18 protein-coding genes and 1 riboswitch are annotated in these 17,352 nt (G+C 71.4%); of the genes, 6 read left to right on the top strand and 12 right to left on the bottom strand.

The window, feature by feature from the left end:
- Nucleotide 1: 1 nt before the first annotated feature.
- The gene (locus tag JOL79_RS21065) at nucleotides 2-1,126 is read right to left on the bottom strand and encodes a sensor histidine kinase (protein WP_210157577.1); all 1,125 of its coding nucleotides are present in this window, start codon (nucleotides 1,124-1,126) and stop codon (nucleotides 2-4) included.
- Nucleotides 1,123-1,824: a response regulator transcription factor gene (locus JOL79_RS21060; RefSeq protein WP_210157576.1), complete on the bottom strand. Its 702-nt coding sequence runs from the start codon at nucleotides 1,822-1,824 to the stop codon at nucleotides 1,123-1,125. Before JOL79_RS21060 ends, JOL79_RS21065 begins: the two co-directional genes overlap by 4 nt.
- Nucleotides 1,825-2,050: 226 nt before the next feature.
- On the opposite strand from JOL79_RS21060, the gene JOL79_RS21055 reads away from it, so the two are divergent.
- Nucleotides 2,051-2,218 (top strand): hypothetical protein, encoded by a 168-nt coding sequence (locus tag JOL79_RS21055; RefSeq protein WP_210157575.1) that lies wholly within the window; start codon nucleotides 2,051-2,053, stop codon nucleotides 2,216-2,218.
- Between the two features lie 82 nt (nucleotides 2,219-2,300).
- Here JOL79_RS21055 and JOL79_RS21050 read toward each other — a convergent pair whose 3' ends face one another.
- Nucleotides 2,301-2,753 carry an ATP-binding protein gene (locus JOL79_RS21050; RefSeq protein WP_307848646.1) on the bottom strand — a complete coding sequence of 151 codons (453 nt, stop codon included), beginning with the start codon at nucleotides 2,751-2,753 and terminating at the stop codon, nucleotides 2,301-2,303.
- Nucleotides 2,754-2,906: 153 nt separating this feature from the next.
- Nucleotides 2,907-4,799, bottom strand: a complete 1,893-nt coding sequence (locus JOL79_RS21045; protein ID WP_210157574.1) for a sensor histidine kinase — start codon at nucleotides 4,797-4,799, stop codon at nucleotides 2,907-2,909.
- A gap of 76 nt (nucleotides 4,800-4,875) precedes the next feature.
- Here JOL79_RS21045 and JOL79_RS21040 point away from each other — a divergent pair, with 76 nt between their 5' ends.
- Nucleotides 4,876-5,439, top strand: coding sequence for a methylated-DNA--[protein]-cysteine S-methyltransferase (locus JOL79_RS21040; RefSeq protein WP_210157573.1), 564 nt, complete (start codon nucleotides 4,876-4,878; stop codon nucleotides 5,437-5,439).
- Here JOL79_RS21040 and JOL79_RS21035 read toward each other — a convergent pair.
- The 5 genes from JOL79_RS21035 to JOL79_RS21015 all read right to left on the bottom strand — a co-directional run bounded on the left by JOL79_RS21035 (nucleotide 5,436) and on the right by JOL79_RS21015 (nucleotide 9,826).
- Complete coding sequence (locus JOL79_RS21035) at nucleotides 5,436-6,032, bottom strand: hypothetical protein (protein WP_210157572.1); 597 nt, start codon at nucleotides 6,030-6,032, stop codon at nucleotides 5,436-5,438. The two genes, JOL79_RS21040 and JOL79_RS21035, sit on opposite strands and share 4 nt — an antisense overlap.
- 14 nt (nucleotides 6,033-6,046) lie before the next feature.
- Nucleotides 6,047-6,688, bottom strand: a complete 642-nt coding sequence (locus tag JOL79_RS21030) for a response regulator transcription factor (protein WP_210157571.1) — start codon at nucleotides 6,686-6,688, stop codon at nucleotides 6,047-6,049.
- Entirely contained in the window at nucleotides 6,679-7,908 is a 1,230-nt protein-coding gene (locus tag JOL79_RS21025; RefSeq protein ID WP_210157570.1) for a sensor histidine kinase, read from the bottom strand. The genes JOL79_RS21030 and JOL79_RS21025 overlap by 10 nt, the downstream gene beginning before the upstream one ends.
- A gap of 120 nt (nucleotides 7,909-8,028) precedes the next feature.
- Nucleotides 8,029-9,363: a purine-cytosine permease family protein gene (locus JOL79_RS21020; RefSeq protein WP_210157569.1), complete on the bottom strand. Its 1,335-nt coding sequence runs from the start codon at nucleotides 9,361-9,363 to the stop codon at nucleotides 8,029-8,031.
- Nucleotides 9,353-9,474: riboswitch (TPP riboswitch) on the bottom strand. It overlaps the preceding gene by 11 nt.
- 28 nt (nucleotides 9,475-9,502) lie before the next feature.
- Entirely contained in the window at nucleotides 9,503-9,826 is a 324-nt protein-coding gene (locus JOL79_RS21015) for a rhodanese-like domain-containing protein (RefSeq protein ID WP_210157568.1), read from the bottom strand.
- A gap of 98 nt (nucleotides 9,827-9,924) precedes the next feature.
- Between JOL79_RS21015 and JOL79_RS21010 the strand changes: the two genes are divergently transcribed.
- Complete coding sequence (locus tag JOL79_RS21010; protein WP_210157567.1) at nucleotides 9,925-10,638, top strand: histidine phosphatase family protein; 714 nt, start codon at nucleotides 9,925-9,927, stop codon at nucleotides 10,636-10,638.
- Nucleotides 10,639-10,658: 20 nt separating this feature from the next.
- On the opposite strand, the gene JOL79_RS21005 is transcribed toward JOL79_RS21010, so the two are convergent.
- Together JOL79_RS21005 and JOL79_RS21000 are read right to left on the bottom strand one after the other, a co-directional pair.
- Nucleotides 10,659-11,537: an Fpg/Nei family DNA glycosylase gene (locus tag JOL79_RS21005; protein WP_210157566.1), complete on the bottom strand. Its 879-nt coding sequence runs from the start codon at nucleotides 11,535-11,537 to the stop codon at nucleotides 10,659-10,661.
- A 65-nt stretch (nucleotides 11,538-11,602) separates the two neighbouring features.
- Complete coding sequence (locus JOL79_RS21000) at nucleotides 11,603-12,217, bottom strand: TenA family protein (RefSeq protein WP_210157565.1); 615 nt, start codon at nucleotides 12,215-12,217, stop codon at nucleotides 11,603-11,605.
- 605 nt (nucleotides 12,218-12,822) lie between these two features.
- Between JOL79_RS21000 and JOL79_RS20995 the strand changes: the two genes are divergently transcribed.
- The gene (locus JOL79_RS20995) at nucleotides 12,823-13,122 is read left to right on the top strand and encodes a hypothetical protein (RefSeq protein ID WP_210157564.1); all 300 of its coding nucleotides are present in this window, start codon (nucleotides 12,823-12,825) and stop codon (nucleotides 13,120-13,122) included.
- 85 nt (nucleotides 13,123-13,207) lie between these two features.
- Here JOL79_RS20995 and JOL79_RS20990 read toward each other — a convergent pair whose 3' ends face one another.
- Nucleotides 13,208-14,287, bottom strand: coding sequence for an LCP family protein (locus JOL79_RS20990; protein WP_210157563.1), 1,080 nt, complete (start codon nucleotides 14,285-14,287; stop codon nucleotides 13,208-13,210).
- Between the two features lie 431 nt (nucleotides 14,288-14,718).
- Here JOL79_RS20990 and JOL79_RS20985 point away from each other — a divergent pair, with 431 nt between their 5' ends.
- A complete protein-coding gene (locus tag JOL79_RS20985) occupies nucleotides 14,719-16,155 on the top strand; it encodes a hemolysin family protein (protein ID WP_210157562.1) in 1,437 nt (478 codons plus the stop codon).
- Complete coding sequence (locus JOL79_RS20980) at nucleotides 16,152-17,174, top strand: hemolysin family protein (RefSeq protein ID WP_210157561.1); 1,023 nt, start codon at nucleotides 16,152-16,154, stop codon at nucleotides 17,172-17,174. Before JOL79_RS20985 ends, JOL79_RS20980 begins: the two co-directional genes overlap by 4 nt.
- Nucleotides 17,175-17,352: the final 178 nt, after the last annotated feature.

The raw sequence follows: 17,352 nt of genomic DNA, 5'->3' as shown, positions 1-17,352 counted from the left end.
CTCAGGTGCGTACGGCCAGGGGAAGCCGGATCTCGAAGCGGCAGCCCGGTCCGTCGTTGACCACGCCGATCTCGCCCTCGTGGGCCTCGATCACGCCCTTGGCGATGGCGAGGCCCAGCCCCGCCCCGCCGTCCGGCCCGGGAGTCCGGGCGGCCTCCCCGCGGAAGGCGACGTCGAAGACCCGCGGCAGATCGTCCTCGGGGATGCCGCCGCACTCGTCGAGCACGGCGAGGGTGGCCCGGTCTCCGGTCTCGATCGCCCGCACCCGGACGACTCCCCCCGCCGGGGTGTGCCGGATCGCGTTCACCACCAGGTTCCGTACGGCCCGGGACAACTGGTCGGCGTCCACATCGACGGGCAGCGCCGGGTCGGCCTCTCCCTGGAGCCTCACGTGCTTGACGGCGGCGAGCGGCTCCACCCCGGCGAGCGCGTCGGCGAGCAGGTCGCCGAGCCCGACCCGGGCCCGGTTCAGCCGCAGCGAGCCGGCGTGGATGCGCGACAGCTCGAACAGGTCGTCGACCATGCCGGCCAGCCGGTCGGCCTCCAGCCGCATCTGTACGTGATACCGCTTGATCGTCTCGGGCTCGGCGGCCACGCCGTCCTCGAGCGCCTCGGCCATGGCCCGCAGCCCGGCGAGCGGGGTACGCAGGTCGTGGCTGACCCAGGCGACCAGTTCCCGGCGGGCGCTTTCGAGGGCCCGCTCCCGTTCGCGGCCCACGCGCAGCCGCTCGTAGGCCTGTTCGAGCGCCCTGGCGATGGTCTCCAGCTCGGCGGGCAGCGGCACCTGCGGCGCCGTGAAGTGCCCGGAGGGCGGCATGGTCTCCACGGCGTCGACCAGGACCCGGCTCGCGTGCACGACCTTCCTGGCGTTGATCAGCGCGACGCCGAGCCCGACGAGCCCGCCGATGGCGACCACGGTGAGGACGATGTTCTTGGGTTCCCCGTTGATGACCATTTCGAGGGTGATCGCCACCACGCCGGCCAGCGTGGCGGCCACCGTCACGGCCGCCACGACCGTCAGCATCACGCCGATCGAGCGGCGCCGCAGAACCTTGAGCAGGGCGAGGCCGAGGGCCGCGATGAGCGCGCCGAGCCCCGCCGTCACCACGACGATCTGGGTGATCATCGCAGCGGCTCGTATCGGTAGCCGACCCCCCAGACCGTCACGATCCGCCGGGGATCGGTCGGATCGGGCTCGATCTTCTCCCTGAGCCTGCGCACGTGCACGGTCACGGTCGAGGAGTCGCCGAACGACCAGCCCCACACCTGGTTCAGCAGGGCCGTGCGGCTGAAGGCCTGCCGGGGGTTGCGCAGCAGGTAGGCCAGGAGATCGAACTCGCGGGCCGTCAGCGTGATCTCCTCCTCGTTCAGGCGCACCTCGTGCGCGCCGACGTCCACGACCAGGTCGCCGTCGCGCAGCACCCCGGTGCCCGTCGGCACGAGCGCCCCGCGCGCCCGGCGCAGCACGGACTGGACGCGGAGGGCGAGTTCGCGCGGGCTGAACGGCTTGGTCACGTAGTCGTCCGCGCCCGTCTCAAGCCCGGCGACGCGGTCGATCTCCTCACCGAGGGCGGTCAGCATGATCACGGGGACCGGCCAGCGTTCCCGCAGCTTCCGGCAGACCTCCAGGCCGTCCATCTTGGGCAGCATGAGGTCGAGGACGAGCAGGTCGGGCGGGTCGGCGAGAGCGCGCCGCAGGGCTTCGGCGCCGTCGCCGACGCACTCGACGCGGTGGCCGTCCCGTTCGAGGTAGCGGGCCACGACCTCGGCCACTGTGGGGTCGTCGTCCACGACGAGGACACGGGACGCCGAACCGGCCGTCATGGGGTTGCTCCGGGTGACACACGTTCACGGTAGGCCCTCGGCCGGGCCCCGGGAACGCGGAAGTCGTTCCGGATCGGAGCCACCCGCCTTCACCCGGTCATGCCGAAAAGGCATGATTCACGTGAAACCTTGCACTACCCAAAGATCATCCGAGCTGCGGGAACGAACCGGCACCGGCATCTCGATCATCCTCGCGGTTGTCGGTCGCACCGCGTACCTTGACCCTATGGCCCGTATCGCTCTGACCGTCCTGGGGATCATCCTGGCCGTCTGGCTGGTGTTCGGATTCGTGATCCCCGCGCTTTTCGCGACACTGAAGTTCCTCTTCATGATCGCCGTTATCGCGTTCATCGTCGTCGCGGTGATCACCGTCGTCGGCAAGCTGTCACGTTAGGAAGCCAGGCCGTGTCGGCGCGCGGTCACGATCGACGCCGCGCCGGCACGCCACCCGGTCGAGGCGCCGTACGCCTGCCAGGTCAACCCACCTCGCGCAGAGCGGGGGTTCCGGTCTTTTCGGCTTGACCGTTTCGGGTCGGCCATGAACCCACCACGATCGCCCACACGGTGGTCGAATCGTCGTCGTGGCGGACTCCCCAGCGGTCCGCCAGGTATTCCACGATGCCCAGGCCCCGGCCGCCGAGCGAGGAGAGGGGCGGCCGCCCGGCCCGTGGTTGCGTGTGCGCGCCGCCGTCGCTCACGGCCACCTCGATCTGGCCCTCCGAGCAGATCCAGGTCACCCTGAGCTGGCCGGAAGGCAGGGGATGCGCATGTCGCAGGGCGTTGCTGAGCAGTTCGCTCATCACGAGGACGACGTCGTCGACCGTGTCGGCGACCAGTCCCGTGGCCAGCAGTTCCGTGGTGAGGCGCTGGCGTGCGATGGCGACGCTCGACGGTGCGTACGGCAGCATCACGGCGCTCGACGCACTCACCTCCCCGACTTCATACCCCCGGCGGAGTCCAGCCCCAGGACCGAAATGCCCCGTTCCATCGGACGGGAAACCGCCGTCCGATCACAGCTTGTGCACATTGGACAGTAGATCAGTCGTCGGATGGCGGCCTCGTTACCGCCACGCTGGGCCGGATCAGGTAGTGGAGGCCGCGTCGAGCACGACCCGCATCCGGGTCCCGCCGCCCGGGCGGGCGAGGGCCGTGACGTCGCCGCCCTGCGCCCGGGCCAGGCTCCGCACGATGTAGAGGCCCAGCCCCACTCCGCCGAACCTGCGCCTGTCACCCGTGTCGACCTGGACGAACCGCTCGAAGACCCGCTCGCGGTCGGCGGCGGCGATGCCCAGCCCCTCGTCGTCCACCGCGAGGACGACCCGCCCCGACTCCGGCCACGCCTGCACCCTGATCAGGCCGCCGTCCGGGGAGTACTTGAACGCGTTCTCCAGCAGTTGCCCGAGGAGAATGTCCGTCGCCAGCGCGTCGCCGTACACGGGCGGCAGGCCCGGCGGGATGTCCACCTCGACGCGGTGCCGGTCGGACAGAACGGGTAGGCCGTCGGTCGCCACCCGCACCCGCTCGCCCAGATCGAATGTCTCGACCTTGACCTCCAGCTCGCCGGCGCCCGCCCGCGCCCCGAGCAGCAACTGGTCGAGCAGCCGCCCGAGCGACCGGGCGCGCTCCGCGATGGTGTGCACGGCGGCGCGCCGGTCCGCGTCGGACAGGTGATCCCATCGGGAGTCGAGCGTGCCGGCGAAACCGCGCACGATCGTGACAGGAGTCCGCAGCTCGTGGCTGGTCGTGGCGAGGAACAGGTCCTTGGCCTCCTCCAGCTCCTTGGCCCGGGTGACGTCGCGGAAGTCGACGACGGTCTCCCCCGTCTCCCTGATCTCCGCGCACAGCACGTCGAGCCAGCGGCCGGAGGGGAGCTGGAAGGTCAGTTTCTCCCCCGGAGCCGGCAACGGGAACGGCGGCGGGCCGCCCAGCGCCTTCTCGGCGGGCACAGCGGTCAGCTCGGCGGCGGCGGGGTTCCACCTGGTCACCCTGCCCGTCCCGTCGAGCACGGCGATGCCGTCCGCGCTCGCGTCGAAGACCGCCCGCTCGTGCGCGCGCTGCCGGACCGCCTCCTGGTAGGCCATGGCGTTGCCGACGGCGATGCCGGCGTGGCCCGCGAGCAGTTCGAGGAGCTCCAGCTCCAGATGCCCGGCCCGGTCACCCGCGAACAGCGCGTAGAGCGCCCCGTACGGCCGTCCGCCCACGGCCGCCAGCCCCACGGCGATCGTGTGCAGCCCGGGCAGCCGCGCCCAGACCAGGTCGCGCAGGGCGTCACCGCCGGTCTCCAGCAGGACGGGTTTGCCTGTGCGCAGGAGCTTGCCGACGAGGCTCGTGTGCAGGTCGGCCGTGGCGCCCCGCATCGTCTCCGGCAGGCGGTGGACCCCGACCAGGCGCAGCCTGTCCCCCTCGATGGACACGAATCCGCCGGCGTCCGCGCCGGTCAGCTCGGTGAGGCTCGCGGCGATCCGGTCCAGCACCACGGACAGGTCGAGCTCGGCGTTGATGTCCCCCACGACGTCGGTCAGCCGGCTGACCAGGGTGGCGCGCCGCGCGGCCCGCCCCTGCGCGGCGTCGTCGTCCTGCGCGGCGTGGCAGACGCTGACATATCCGAGCAACGCCCCGTTCTCCGAGCACAGGGCGCTGGTGTCGACCCGCAGGTCGAGGAGCCGGCCGTCCTGGTGGAGCCGCTTGGTGAGCAGCGACACCCGGCCTCCGTTGCGGGCCCGTTCGAGGACGGCGTTGTGCTCGGCCACCAGCTCGTCGGGGACGATCGGGGCCCGCCTGCCGATCAACTCCGCGGCCGTCCAGCCGAACAGCCGCTCCGCCGCGGAGTTCCAGGTGAGGACCGTCAGGTCGCGGTCGACGGCGAAGATGGCATCCGGCGAGCTGGCGAGCACGGCCTGCGCGATGCCGTCGCCGTCTCCCCCCTCGTTGTTCCAGTCGCCGCCCACGCCCCCAATCGTGCCGTCTTTCCCCATTGATCATGTGCTTTTCCACCACCTCGCGACCGCTCCGATACGCTGCCTCCACAGAGCGAGAGGAAGTGGGGCGCCAATGTCCTCAGGGGACCTCGAAGCCCTGCTGCGCGTGACCGCGCCGGGGTATGTGGGAAAGTCCCCGCCCGACGTGGCATTCGGCACCGCCGACACGCCCGTCGGCCGTCTGACCCTCGCCGTGACGGCCCGTGGTGTGGTGGCGTGCAGCTATGACGACGAGCACACGGTCTACGCCCGGGTCCACAAGTCCGTCGGCTCGTTCATCGGGCCCGATCCCCGCCGCCTGGATCCCGTACGGCGCGAGCTTGACGCCTACTTCGCCGGCCGGCTCCGGGCCTTCTCCACGCCGGTCGACCTCCAGCTCGCCACCGGGTTCGCGCGGACCGTGGTCCAGATGGTCATGTCGGTGCCCTACGGGAGTGTCACGACCTACCAGGAGGTGGCCCTGCGGATCGGCCGGCCGCAGGCGCCACACGCGGTGGCCAACGCCCTGACGGCCAACCCCGTCTGCGTGATCGTGCCGTCCCACCGGGCGATCGAGGCGCCCGGCGCGCTCGGCGGATACGCCGGGGGGCCCGCGGCCAAGGACCATCTTCTCCGCCTCGAAGGCGCCCTGGACTAGACGGTCCCGGGCGACGGCGCGTCGGGCAACGGCGCCGCGGACGGCGGTGCCGCGGGAGACGGCGCCTTGGGCGACGGCGCCGCGGAGGGCGGGACCTCGGGGGACGGCGGGGCCGGGGCCGCTTGGGCCGCGCACTCCTCGGACAGGCACGACCGTTCCCCGTCGGGCGTCCGCATCTCGACCCGGGTGCCCGACGGCACGGTCAGCGTGTAGGTGGCATGGCACTCGTCGCGAGGGCAGTCGAGATCGACGCTGAGCTTGCGGCCGTTCTCCCACGTCTCCTTCAGGTCCCCGCCGCGGTCGTCGTCGTACCACGTCAGCTCTCTCAGCACGGAGAGGCGGCCGGGCGGGCCGGGCAGAACGCGCACACTGGTCCGCCCGGCGGCCTCGACGACGACGACCGACGCCAGCAGCGAGTACGCGCGGGAGGACAGCTCGGTCTTCATCACCCGTGGTGGCGGCGGGCCGGACCTTCCGCCGAAGCCGTGGCCCACTCTGATCCCGTCCGAGATCGCGAAGGCGACGACTATCACGGAGATCGCGGTGAACGCGCCGCCCACGGCGATCCAGGCTCTGCGGGCGCGGCTGCCCATCGGTGTGTCCTCTCTCAGATCTTCAGGAAGCGCAGTACGGCGAGCACGCGTCGATGGTCCTTCTCCGCGCCCGTCAGCTCGAGCTTCGTGAAGATGTTGTTGATGTGCTTGCCCACGGCGCTCTCGGTGATCACCAGAGCCTCGGCGATACCGGCGTTCGACCGACCCTCCGCGATCAACGCGAGCACCTCGTGCTCCCTGCGGGTCAGCCGGTCGAGCGGATCGCTGCGGCGCCGGACCAGGAGTTGAGCCACCACCTCGGGATCCAGGGCGGTGCCGCCGGCCGCGACCCGGCGCAGCGCGTCCAGGAACTCGGCGACGTCGGCCACCCGGTCCTTGAGGAGATAACCGACCCCGGTGGTCGTGGTCGACAGCAACTGGGTCGCATACCGTTCCTCGACGTACTGCGAGAGCACCAGGATCGCGAGATCGGGCCGCTGCCTGCGCAGGACCAGCGCCGCCCGCAGCCCCTCGTCGGTGTGCGTCGGCGGCATCCGCACGTCGGTCAGCACGAGGTCGGGGTCATGCTCGTCGACCGCACGCAGCAGCGCCTCGGCATCGGCCACCGCCGCCACGACCGCCATGCCCGCCGCGTCGAGCAGGCGGACGAGCCCCTCCCTGAGCAGGACCGAGTCCTCGGCGAGCACTACACGCACGGCAGATCCGCCTCGATCGTCGTCGGGCCGCCCCTCGGGCTCTCGATCGTCAGGGTGCCGTCGACCGAGCCGACCCGCTGGGCCAGGCCGCGCAGCCCGGTCCCTCCGCCGTGCGGATCCGCGCCGCCCCGCCCGTCGTCCCGTACGGACAGGCGGAGACGCCCCTCCTCGGTCCGGACCGTCACCTCGGCGGCGGACGCCCGCGCGTGTTTGGCGACGTTGGCGAGCGCCTCGGACACGACGAAGAACGCCACGGCCTCGATCGCCGGCGAGGGCCTGGCGTCGAGTTCCACGCACAGCCGGACCGGCACCCGCACCCGGCTCGCGATGCCGGACAGCGCCGCGTCGAGTCCCTGGTCGTTCAGTACGGCCGGGTGGAGGCCGCGGACGAATTCGCGTAGTTCCTTCAGCACCAGCTTCGACTCCTCGTGTGCCCGCGCGATGACCTCCCTGGCCGGTTCGGGCAGGTCGGTGAGGACGGCCCGGGCCATGCCGAGGTCCATCGCGAGCGACACCAGCCGCTGCTGGGCTCCGTCGTGCAGATCCCGCTCGATCCGCCGCCGCTCCGCGTCGGCCGCCTCGATCAACTCCGTCCGGCTCACCTGCAGCGTCTCCACCCGCTGAGCCAGCTCGTCGCTGAGGCTGGGCCCCAGGAGCGCCTCAGCCGCCAGCGTGTCGAGCGTGCTGATCACGCGGGCCACCCAGGGGCCGAGCAGGAACCCCGCCAGGGCGAAGATCGCGGGCGGCGCCCACCACCACGTGTCGCCCGCGAACAACGCCCTCAGGGCGAGGATGACCCCGGCCACCCCTCCCGACCAGGTGGCGGCCAGTCCGATCGCCCCGGCGGCGCTGATGAGCGGAGCGAGGAGATGGTAGGCCACCTGCCGCCAGGTGCTCCGCCTGCGAGCCCGCTGGATCAACCGCCGCAGCGGGCCGACCCCGGGCCCGGGCGGTGGAATGGGCGGGATGTCCACCCCAAGGTAGGCCGAGAACCTGGCCCGCTGCACCCGGGTGAAGAACGGCACAGCCCACAACAGCAGCGGCAGCCCGACGACCGGCGCGATGACGGTCCACACGAACACCACCGACAGGATGGCCAGCCCGATGATGACGGTCGCGGCGAGCAGACCGGTCGGCAGGCCGACCGCGATGTGGACCGTACGGAGCCATTCCCGCCCGGAGTAGCCCGCCCGGATCCTTTCCCAGGGTGAGGGGGTCATAGGGCCCACCGTAGGGTTCCGCGGCGGGCCTGCGACATGGCCCCGGCCTCCGAGCTCATGGTGAGGCGAACCCCACCATCCCCGGCTCTCGGTCCTCGGCCGGCGCCCCGGTGCGTACGGCTAACGCGCCCGTCCCCGCCGCGGCAGACCGGTCAGCAGGGTGATCAGCGCCGCCACGAGGAAGGCGGCGAGCGCCGCGTTCATCCACGGCTGGTGGCTGAAGCCGACGGCGGACCGGACGTTCTGCCACAGGTGGTCCCACCAGGGCACGGTCGGGGTCGCCGTGACGGTCCAGTAGGCGAAGAACCCGAGGATCCACGGCACGGTCATGAGCCAGCGCGACGGGGCGTTCTCCGCGGTGTCCCACCGGGTGGATCCGCCCAGCAGGAAATAGTCCACCGCGAGCACGGCGAACATGGGCACGAACACCGCGCCGATGACGGCCAGGAAGGCCCCATAGGAGTTCACGTCGGCGAACAGCGCGATGACCGTGGTGATCACGCCGACGGCGACCGAGATGACTCTGCGGTCCAGCCGCGGCGCGAGGTTCTGGATCGACACGGTGGTCGAGTAGACGTTGGCGAACGACTGGTCCACCTCGCGCAGCACCAGGATGCCGAAGAAGAGGGCGCCCAGCGGCGCGGCCACGAACGGATCCCAGACCTTGAGCGAGTCGTTCCCCACCAGCGCGAGCGCCACGATCCCAAGGGCCAGGCAGGCGACCTGCGCGATCGTGTAACCGCCGACCACGCCGCCGAAGGCGGCCCGGCTCGACCGCGAGTGCCGCGCGTAGTCGGCCGCCATCGGCACCCAGGAGACCGACAGCGCGATCACATAGTCGACGGCCGGGGCGAAGGCGTCCCAGCTGCCGCCCTCGATCGCCGGGGCCCGCCGGAACAGCGCGACCGACAGCCAGATCATCGCGATCACCACGCCCGCGGTGACGTAGCGGCGCAGCAGCCGCAGCGAGCCGAGCGGGCGGATCGTGAGCGCGATCGTCACGACACCGGCCAGCACGGCCCAGACGCCGTACGGCACGGCCGAGCCGAAGACGGCCTGCGCGCCGCTCGCCACCACCCACAGCTCGTACGCCCCCCAGCCGAGCATCTGAACGATGTTCAGCACGGTCGGGACATACGAAAGGCGGGCTCCGAACAGGCCGCGCAGCAGCACCATCGCCGGCCGTCCGGTCCGGACGCCGGGAATGGCGGCCAGCCCGACCATGGCCGTGCCGATCAGGCTGCCCACGACCGCGGCGAGGACGGCCCCGGCGAACGTCAGTGGCCTGCCGCCCAGCGGGTCGAGCAGGAAGAGCGCGCCCGCGAACCCGAGCAGGCTCACCCCGAGGTTGGCCCAGAAGGCGCTCTGATCGAGCAGCCCGAGAGTCTTGGGGGCCTCCTCGTCGAGGGTCAGCGGGACTTCCGCTCGGGCGGGGTCAACGAGGGCGGACGTCATCACACGCTCCCTACGCCGGCATTATCCGGACAGGTTCATGCGGTCGGCGGCACGCCTCTGGAGGAGCCGCCCTCTCAGCCCGGTCACGCCCGAGCTCCCGCGGTATTCGAATGTCGTCGCGATTATGCCATCGCTTTACTTATGCGATGAAGGGGGCCTCTCCCGTCTCGCTGATCACGGGACGGCCGACCGCGGCCCAGGACTGCATGCCGCCGTCCACGTTCACGGCCTCGCGGCCGATGTGGTTGAGCCACGCGGTGGCGTGGGCGGACCGCCCGCCGACCCGGCACAGCACGTAGACCGTGCGGTCCGCGGGCAGCTCGTCGACCCGCCGCTGCAGGTCACCCAGCGGGATGTGCGTGGCCGCGGGCGCGTGACCCGCCTGCCACTCCTCGATCTCTCGCACGTCCAGCAGGTATGCGTCCTGGGGCACGGCCTCGGCGGTGATTTCCGGCATCGTCATGCGCTTATTGTCGCCCGGACCCGCGGGTGCTCCGCTCCGGCACGCAGGGGTACCCGCCGTCGCGACCGCCGACTACTCTCGATCGCGTGGAGCCCGGGGTGAATCGAATCACCGCCGTCCGGCACGGACAGAGCACCGCGAACGCCGCCTTGGCCCGCGCCGTCCGCGACGGGCTCGCCGTGCGGATCCCCGGCCGCGACGCCGACATCGAACTGTCCCCGTACGGCAGGGCGCAGGCGGCGGCCGTCGGCGACTGGCTCGCCGGCGACCCGGACGACCGGATGCCCCATGCCGTGTGGTGCTCGCCGTACCGCCGGGCGCGGGAGACCTGGAGCATCGCGGCCGAGCGGCTCCGGGCAGCCGGGATCCCGGCGCCCACGGAAACGGTGGTCGACGCCCGGCTGCGCGACCGTGAGCTTGGTGAACTGGAACTGCTCACGCCGGCCGCCGTCGCCGCGCGCTTCCCGGCGGACCACGCGCGGATGGACGGCCCGGAGGCGGTCTCCCACCGGCCGCGCGGAGGGGAGTCGTTCGCCGACATGGCCGGCCGTGTCCGCGCGGCGCTCGACGACATGGACCGGGCGGCGGCCGGCCTGTCGGTGCTGGTGGTGGCGCACGACGCGATCGTCCTGCTCATCCGTCACCTGCTCGACGCCGGGGAGCCGTCCGATGTGGGGCGCGTGCTCGGCTATGGGCAGGTCGGCAACGGCTCCGTCTCCCGCTGGCACCGCCGCGGCACACGACTGGAGCAGGTCGCCTTCAACCAGACGGCCCATCTGCCCGTCGAACGCCCCGACCCGTCACCTCGTTGATCAACCGGGCGGCCGGTGGGCTACTTGAGCAGTCGCGACAGGCGGCGGTCGGCGAGCGGCTTGCCGCCCGTCTGGCAGGTCGGGCAGTACTGCAGTGAGGAGTCGGCGAACGACACCTCGCGAATGGTGTCTCCGCACACGTCGCACGCCTCTCCGGTACGGCCGTGCACGCGGAGCCCCGACTTCTTCTCCGACTTGAGGTCCTTGGCGGCCAGACCGCGTGCCCGCCCGACCGCCTCACGCAGCGTGGTCACGATCGCCGTGTGCAGGCCGGACACCTGCTCGTCGGTCAGCGTCGCGGCGATCTTGAAGGGCGACATCCGGGCGGCGTGGAGCACCTCGTCCGAATAGGCGTTGCCGATGCCGGCGATCACCTTCTGGTCGCGGAGCAGGCCCTTGATCTGGGTGCGACTCCCGTCCAGGATCGCCTTCAGCGCGGCGGGGGTGAAACCGTCCGCGAGGGGGTCGGGGCCGAGGGCGGCGATCCCCGGCACCTCTCCCGGGTCGCGCACCACGTATACCGCGAGCCTTTTCTGGGTTCCGGCCTCCGTGAGCTCGAACCCCGGCGCCCTGCCGTCCTCGCCGGGCGACAGCCGTACGCGCACGGCGAGCGGGCCCTTGCCCGGACGGACCGGTTTCGCGCCGGACAGGTCGTCACGCCACCGCAACCAGCCCCCACGTGCCAGATGGGTCACGAAGTGGAGGCCGTCGCAGTCGAGGTCGAGGAACTTCCCATGCCGGGCGACGCCCGTCACCTCCAGTCCGCCGAGGGCCGTGACCGGCGGGTCGAACGTCTTCAGGGCCTGAATGGCCACGACGTCCACCCCCACGACGGCATGGCCGACGGCGCGCTCGCGGAGGAACTCGGCGAGCGCTTCCACCTCGGGCAGCTCCGGCATGCCCTCACACTAACCCGCGCCGCCCGCGCCCTTCGAGCGTTCGCGACCGGCCTGTGGAAACGACGTCACAGCACCGGGGGGACGTCCCAGAACGCCAGCTCATGCCGCATACCCTCGGTGAACAGCGCACGGGCCCTGGCAGGATCGGGCCGCGCCTCGTCGATCATCACGGCGATCCGCTCGGCCAGCGCGGCGAACCCCGGGTCGGCGTAGGTCTCGACCCAGGCCCGGTACCGGGGCTCTGCGGGTGGGTTCTCCGCGAGGATCCGCCCGAGCGTGGAGTATCCCCACATGCACGGATAGAGGGCGGCCAGGCCCTCCGCGTAATCGGCCGCCGACCGCAGCAGGAACGCCGTGTACGCCGCACAGGCGGGGCCCTTGACGGCTCCCGCGAGGTCGGCGCCGAACTCCGCGGAAAGGGACCGGTGCAGGTCGAGCTCGTCATGCCACGTGGCGTGGGCCAGGTCGACCAGGTCGCCCAGGTGCCCGTCCGGCGCCTGCCAGGCCAGCCGGGAGAACACCCGCACGTAGTCGAGCAGGAACAGGTAGTCCTGCTCCAGCCACGATCGGAACACCGGGTCGGGCAGGTCTCCCGCCGCGATCCCCCGGACGGTCGGATGGGTCAGCTGGGCGTCGAGCAGCGGCCGCCCGATGGCGTGCAGCTCGCGTGATATCTCCACGAGACAGCAATTCTGTCGTGCCGCTGTAGCGCCGTTGCGTGGTGATCCCGGCAGAGGACGTTTCCAGCTGGTGGAGAAGTGTCATCCTCCCCGGTGGAGGAAGTCTGTCCACAGACCCAATCGCGATTTGACTACCATGTGCAATCGGCTGATAACTTCCCGCGCATGCCTGGCGCCCACACGACCCCCACTACGGCCTGATCTGCGAAATCGAAACCCGCCTGTCAGAACCCAAACTGCACCAGGCACTGCGCCACGCCGCCACCGTCTGGCTCCGCCTCGACAAACCCGTCCACGTCCTGTTCATCACCCCCAACACCACCGGCGACCGCTACAACCGCCCCCTCACCCTCAACGCCGGCGGCCTCACCCTCACCCTCACCACCTGCATATGCGGACCCAACCAGATCGAAGCGATCACCGACCCCCACCAGGTCGCCGCCGACCCCGCCATGGCCACACTGTCAGTGACGCACCACGGCGACCGCAAAGAAGTCGCCGAAGCATTCCTGATCGGCCTCTCCACCCTCGATAACTCAGCGCGATATTATGAATACGCTCACGACATGGCTCCCCACCCGGTCAGACAAACCCTGGAGGCAGTGATGACCACCACCAGCTGGCCCGTGTACAGCCCCTTCGCGAAAGAGCACTACGGCAAGGGCCTCGCCGAAGGCAAAGCCGAAGGCCTGGTCGAGGGCAAGGCGGAGGGCCTGGTCGAAGGCGAAGTGAAGGGCAAGGCCGCCGCGATACTGGCCGTACTCGCCGCCCGGGACCTCACCGTCACCCAAGCACAACGAGAGCTGATCGAAAACACCACCGACCACGACCGCCTCGACACCTGGGTCCGCCGCGCCGTAACCGTCCCCTCCACCGACGCGCTCCTCACCACAGACTCGGACTGACCCCTGTCGTCCAGGAGCCTCCGACGTGCCCGCAGTGCCATGACAGCCGTTCCGCGAGCGGGCCCGGCGACGCCGGGCCCGGAGGCTACTTCGCGATCACGTCTTTGGGGACGGGCTTGTCCTCCGCGAGGGCGCCGAACAGGCGGAGCGCCTTCTGGGTGTCCCACTTGACGACGTCCTGGCCGTTGATCCTGGGCAGCGACCCGATGGGGACGGCGGTAGCCACAGGGCCGCCCCGCATGGCCAGGCCGACCGACAGCAGGTCGAAGAGGCCGGTGCCGGGATCGACGGCGACGGAGTCGGCGGCGCTCAGGGCCAGCGGCACCGAGCTGAACGGATTCAGCAGCGTGCCGGGGCTCGCGGCCTTGTCCACGACGGCCGCGAAGAACTGGCGCTGCCGCTGGGTGCGCTCGAAGTCGGGAATGGCGCCGGTGGCACGGGTCCGGACATAACCGAGGGCTGTGCCTCCGTCCATGTCCTGGCAGCCCTTCTTGAGATTGATGCCGGCCTTCGGGTCCTTGATGTTCTGCTTCACGCAGATGTTCACCCCGCCGATGGCGTCGACGATCCCCACGAATCCACCGAAACCGATCTCCATGTAGTGATCGACCCGGATGCCGGTGACCTTCTCGACGGTCTGGGTGAGGAGCTTGGGGCCACCGAAGGCGTACGCGGCGTTGAGCTTGGCGCTGCCGTGTCCCTCGATCGGCACGTACGAGTCGCGGGGCAGGCTGACCAGGGTCGCCTTGCCGTCCGATGGGATGTGCAGCAACATCATCGTGTCGGTTCGCTTGCCGACGGCCTTGCCCGTCTTGAGTTTTCTGCGCTGCGCGGCCGTGAGGCCGGCGCGGCTGTCCGACCCGACCAGCAGCCAGTCCTCTCCGGGCGTCGCCGCGGGCCTGCCGCTGTAGTCGGTGAACGCGTCGACCGTCTGGAGCTTCGACCCGATCCAGAAATATCCCCCGACGGCAAGGACGATCAGCACGGCGAGCACCGCGGCGACGATCTTGACCACCGTCCTGCCGCTGCGCCGTGGAGAAGTCCCGGCCGCCGCCCCGCCGCCCCGGGGTGGACGCCGGTCGTCTCCGGAGGCACGCCCGTCGTCGCCGAGCGGCCGCACCGGAGCCTGCCCGGAACGCGGCTTTCCGTAGACCTTGGACCTCATCCGGGGGATCGTGGTCGAGCCTTCCTCCGCGGAGGGGGATTCCCGCCCGGTTCCGGGGGCCTCTCCCCATCCGGCGGGCCCGGCCGCGGGATGAGCCGGCTCCCCCGCCGCCCCCCGGGCGGGTGGCCGGCGAATCGCTCGGGTCGCCTCGTCGTCGTCGGCCACTGTCTTCCCCCAGCCCTTGCGTTTTCCGACCGCCTGATGCCCTGGCTTGGGCGGATGCCGTCCCCCTCTTTACGGTACGTCCCCGCCATCACGGTACCGGGGAACGTTCCGGGCACCAGTTGAACTCACGCCGGAAACAGAGCCGAGATCTCAGCCGTTACGGTTGTATACCAACCGATCGAAAGGATCGTCGTGTCCGTCCCGGACCCCTGGAGTACCTGCCCGTGCCTCGGCACGGGATCGCTTGATCATACGGCGGAAGCGCGATGAGCCCCGCCCTCGGCCTGCTCGGCGTACTGCTTCTGACCCTCGCCACCGGCTTCTTCGTCGCCCAGGAGTTCGCCTTCGTGGCGGCCGACCGCGGCGTCCTCCGCGAGCAGGCCGCGGCGGGCGACGCCGCCGCCCGCCGCGCACTCGACGTCACCGGTCGTCTGTCGTTCATGTTGTCGGGCGCGCAGCTCGGCATCACCGTCACGACCCTGCTCGTGGGCTTCCTCGCGGAACCCGCCATCGCGGACCTGCTGCGCGGCCCGCTGGAGAGCGCCGGGCTCCCGGCCGCGGCGGTGCCCGGCGTGTCTGTGGCCCTGGGGGTGACGATCGCCACCGTCGTCCAGATGATCCTGGGCGAGCTCGCGCCGAAGAACCTCGGCATCGCCCGGCCCGAGCCCGTGGCCAAGTCGCTCGCCCGGCCGACGCTCGTCTATCTCGCGATCGCCGGACCCGTCGTCCGCCTGTTCGACAGCGCGGCGACCAGGCTGGTCCGCCTCGCCGGCATCGAGCCCGTGGAGGAGCTCGAACACGGCGCCACCCCCGAGGAGCTCTCCCGCATCGTGGAGGAGTCGGCGGAGGCGGGCGAGCTGCCGCCCCGGCTGGCCGAGTTGCTTGAGCGCGCGCTCGAGTTCGGCGACCGTACGGCGGAGGACGTGATGGTGCCGCGGCCCCGCGTCGTGTCGCTCCGCGCGGAGTGGCCCGTCGGCGATCTGCTGGACGCGCTCCGGGTCCACGGTCACTCCCGCTATCCGGTGCTGGGCACCGACGCGGGCGACGTGGTGGGTGTCACGGGACTGCCGGAGTATCTGCGGGCCGGTTCGCCCTCCGACGGGCTCATCGGCGAGATCACCGGCCCGCCGATGCTCGTACCGGCCACGCTGCCGCTCCCGGCACTGCTGCGCCGGATGACCTCGGCCGGCGCCGCCTTCGCCTGTGTGATCGACGAGTATGGCGGCCTGGCGGGCGTGGTCACCCTGGAAGACCTCGCCGAGGAGCTGGTCGGCGAGCTGGTCGACGAGAACGATCCCGAGCCGCTCGGGGTGGTCAGGCGGGCCGACGGAAGCTGGGACGTGCCGGGCACGCTCCGGCTCGACGAGGTCGAGCGGGCCACCGGCGTGCGCCTTCCCGAGGACGGCAGCTACGAGACCCTGGCGGGCCTCGTGCTGGCCGCCCTGGGCCGCATGGCCGAGCCGGGGGACGAGGTGACGACCGAGGTCGTGCCCGAGACGGATCTGTTCGACGAGGAGGACGACAGGGGCAGGCAGGCAGTGATCAGGGTGGAGAGCGTCCGGCGCAGGGTTCCCGAATGGGTCCGGCTGTCCACGACGCGGGCCCGCCCGGCGACAGATCACGCCGAGCAGGACGCGCCACGTCAGCATGTGGAGTACGGCCCCGAGCTGTTCGCCGCCCTCTTCCAGGGGAGGCCCGCGTGAGCGCGCTTCCGGCGATCCTGCTCGGGATCGTGCTGCTGGTCGGCAACGGGCTCTTCGTGGCGGCCGAGTTCGCCCTGATCTCGGCACGGCGGCACCGGCTGGAGGAGGCGGCCGCCGGCGGTGGCCGGCTGACCAAGCTGACGGCCCGCGCCGCGGTGCGCGGCGGCCGGGAGCTGTCGCTGATGCTGGCCGGCGCCCAGCTCGGCGTCACCCTGTGCTCGCTCGGGCTCGGCATGGTGGCGGAGCCGGCCCTTGAGCACCTGCTGGAGCCGGTTCTCGTGCTGCTGCCCGAGGCGGCCAGGGTTCCCGTGGCGTACGTCGTGGCCCTGGCGATCGTGACGTTCCTGCACATGGTCGTCGGCGAGATGGCGCCCAAGTCGTGGGCGCTGACGTACCCCGAGAGGGCGGCCATGGGGCTCGCGCTCCCGTTCCGCGGCTTCACGTGGGTCGTGCGCCCGCTCCTCGCGGCGCTGAACGGCCTCACCAACGCCGTGCTACGGCTCGTGGGAGTGCGGCCGCGCGACGAGCTCCAAACGGCGCGGACCCCGCGTCAGCTCGCCATGCTGGTCGCCGAGTCGGGGCGGATGGGCATGCTCGACCGTGACGAACACGATCTGCTGACCCGGGCGCTGCGGGCGCAGTCGCAGACGGTCGAACGGCTGATGCTGCCGATCGCCGACGCCCCGGCGGTGCCGGCGGGCGCGGACGACCGGACCGTCAGGGAGCTCGCCGCCCGGTCGAGCGGCCTGCGCATGCTGGTGCTGGCGGACGGCCAGGCGCCGTCCGGGCGTGACGTCGTGGGCGTCCTGCACGTCCGGGACGCGCTCCTTGAACCGGAGCGGACCCCGCGGGAGCTCGCGACCCCGGCGCCCCGGATGTCCAGGGCGACCACGATTCCCGACGCGGTGACCATCCTTCAGGATGCGCACGCGCAACTGGGCCTGGTGACCGACGAGAACGGGATCCCCGAAGGTGTGATCGATCTCACTACGCTGGTCGGCGAACTACTGGCCGTCTAGGCCCGCGAAAGCGTTTAACTCCGGCCGCCATGGGTGCAAGTCAGCCGTAAGTGGTTTGAAAGGGGCCCGGCAGAGAATCGGGCAGAGGCGCGCACGGGAGGGGAGTGCGCGCCGTCGAGTGTCTCCACACGGGGCGCCCCGGCGCCGCTGTGAACCCGCGGAAGGAGTGGGCGTCCCG

The organism is Microbispora oryzae (assembly GCF_017896165.1).
Classification (GTDB): domain Bacteria; phylum Actinomycetota; class Actinomycetes; order Streptosporangiales; family Streptosporangiaceae; genus Microbispora; species Microbispora oryzae.
Note: the sequence above shows the minus strand (reverse complement) of the source record. Positions and strands in the feature narration are given on the sequence as shown.

Excerpts from the sequence above, each read along its gene's own strand:
- JOL79_RS21065 (WP_210157577.1), bottom strand. The coding sequence starts at position 1,126 with ATGATCACCCAGATCGTCGTGGTGACGGCGGGGCTCGGCGCGCTCATC.
- JOL79_RS21060 (WP_210157576.1), bottom strand. The coding sequence starts at position 1,824 with ATGACGGCCGGTTCGGCGTCCCGTGTCCTCGTCGTGGACGACGACCCC.
- JOL79_RS21055 (WP_210157575.1), top strand. The coding sequence starts at position 2,051 with ATGGCCCGTATCGCTCTGACCGTCCTGGGGATCATCCTGGCCGTCTGG.
- JOL79_RS21045 (WP_210157574.1), bottom strand. The coding sequence starts at position 4,799 with ATGGGGAAAGACGGCACGATTGGGGGCGTGGGCGGCGACTGGAACAAC.
- JOL79_RS21040 (WP_210157573.1), top strand. The coding sequence starts at position 4,876 with ATGTCCTCAGGGGACCTCGAAGCCCTGCTGCGCGTGACCGCGCCGGGG.
- JOL79_RS21035 (WP_210157572.1), bottom strand. The coding sequence starts at position 6,032 with ATGGGCAGCCGCGCCCGCAGAGCCTGGATCGCCGTGGGCGGCGCGTTC.
- JOL79_RS21025 (WP_210157570.1), bottom strand. The coding sequence starts at position 7,908 with ATGACCCCCTCACCCTGGGAAAGGATCCGGGCGGGCTACTCCGGGCGG.
- JOL79_RS21020 (WP_210157569.1), bottom strand. The coding sequence starts at position 9,363 with ATGACGTCCGCCCTCGTTGACCCCGCCCGAGCGGAAGTCCCGCTGACC.
- JOL79_RS21015 (WP_210157568.1), bottom strand. The coding sequence starts at position 9,826 with ATGACGATGCCGGAAATCACCGCCGAGGCCGTGCCCCAGGACGCATAC.
- JOL79_RS21005 (WP_210157566.1), bottom strand. The coding sequence starts at position 11,537 with ATGCCGGAGCTGCCCGAGGTGGAAGCGCTCGCCGAGTTCCTCCGCGAG.
- JOL79_RS20995 (WP_210157564.1), top strand. The coding sequence starts at position 12,823 with ATGACCACCACCAGCTGGCCCGTGTACAGCCCCTTCGCGAAAGAGCAC.
- JOL79_RS20990 (WP_210157563.1), bottom strand. The coding sequence starts at position 14,287 with ATGAGGTCCAAGGTCTACGGAAAGCCGCGTTCCGGGCAGGCTCCGGTG.
- JOL79_RS20985 (WP_210157562.1), top strand. The coding sequence starts at position 14,719 with ATGAGCCCCGCCCTCGGCCTGCTCGGCGTACTGCTTCTGACCCTCGCC.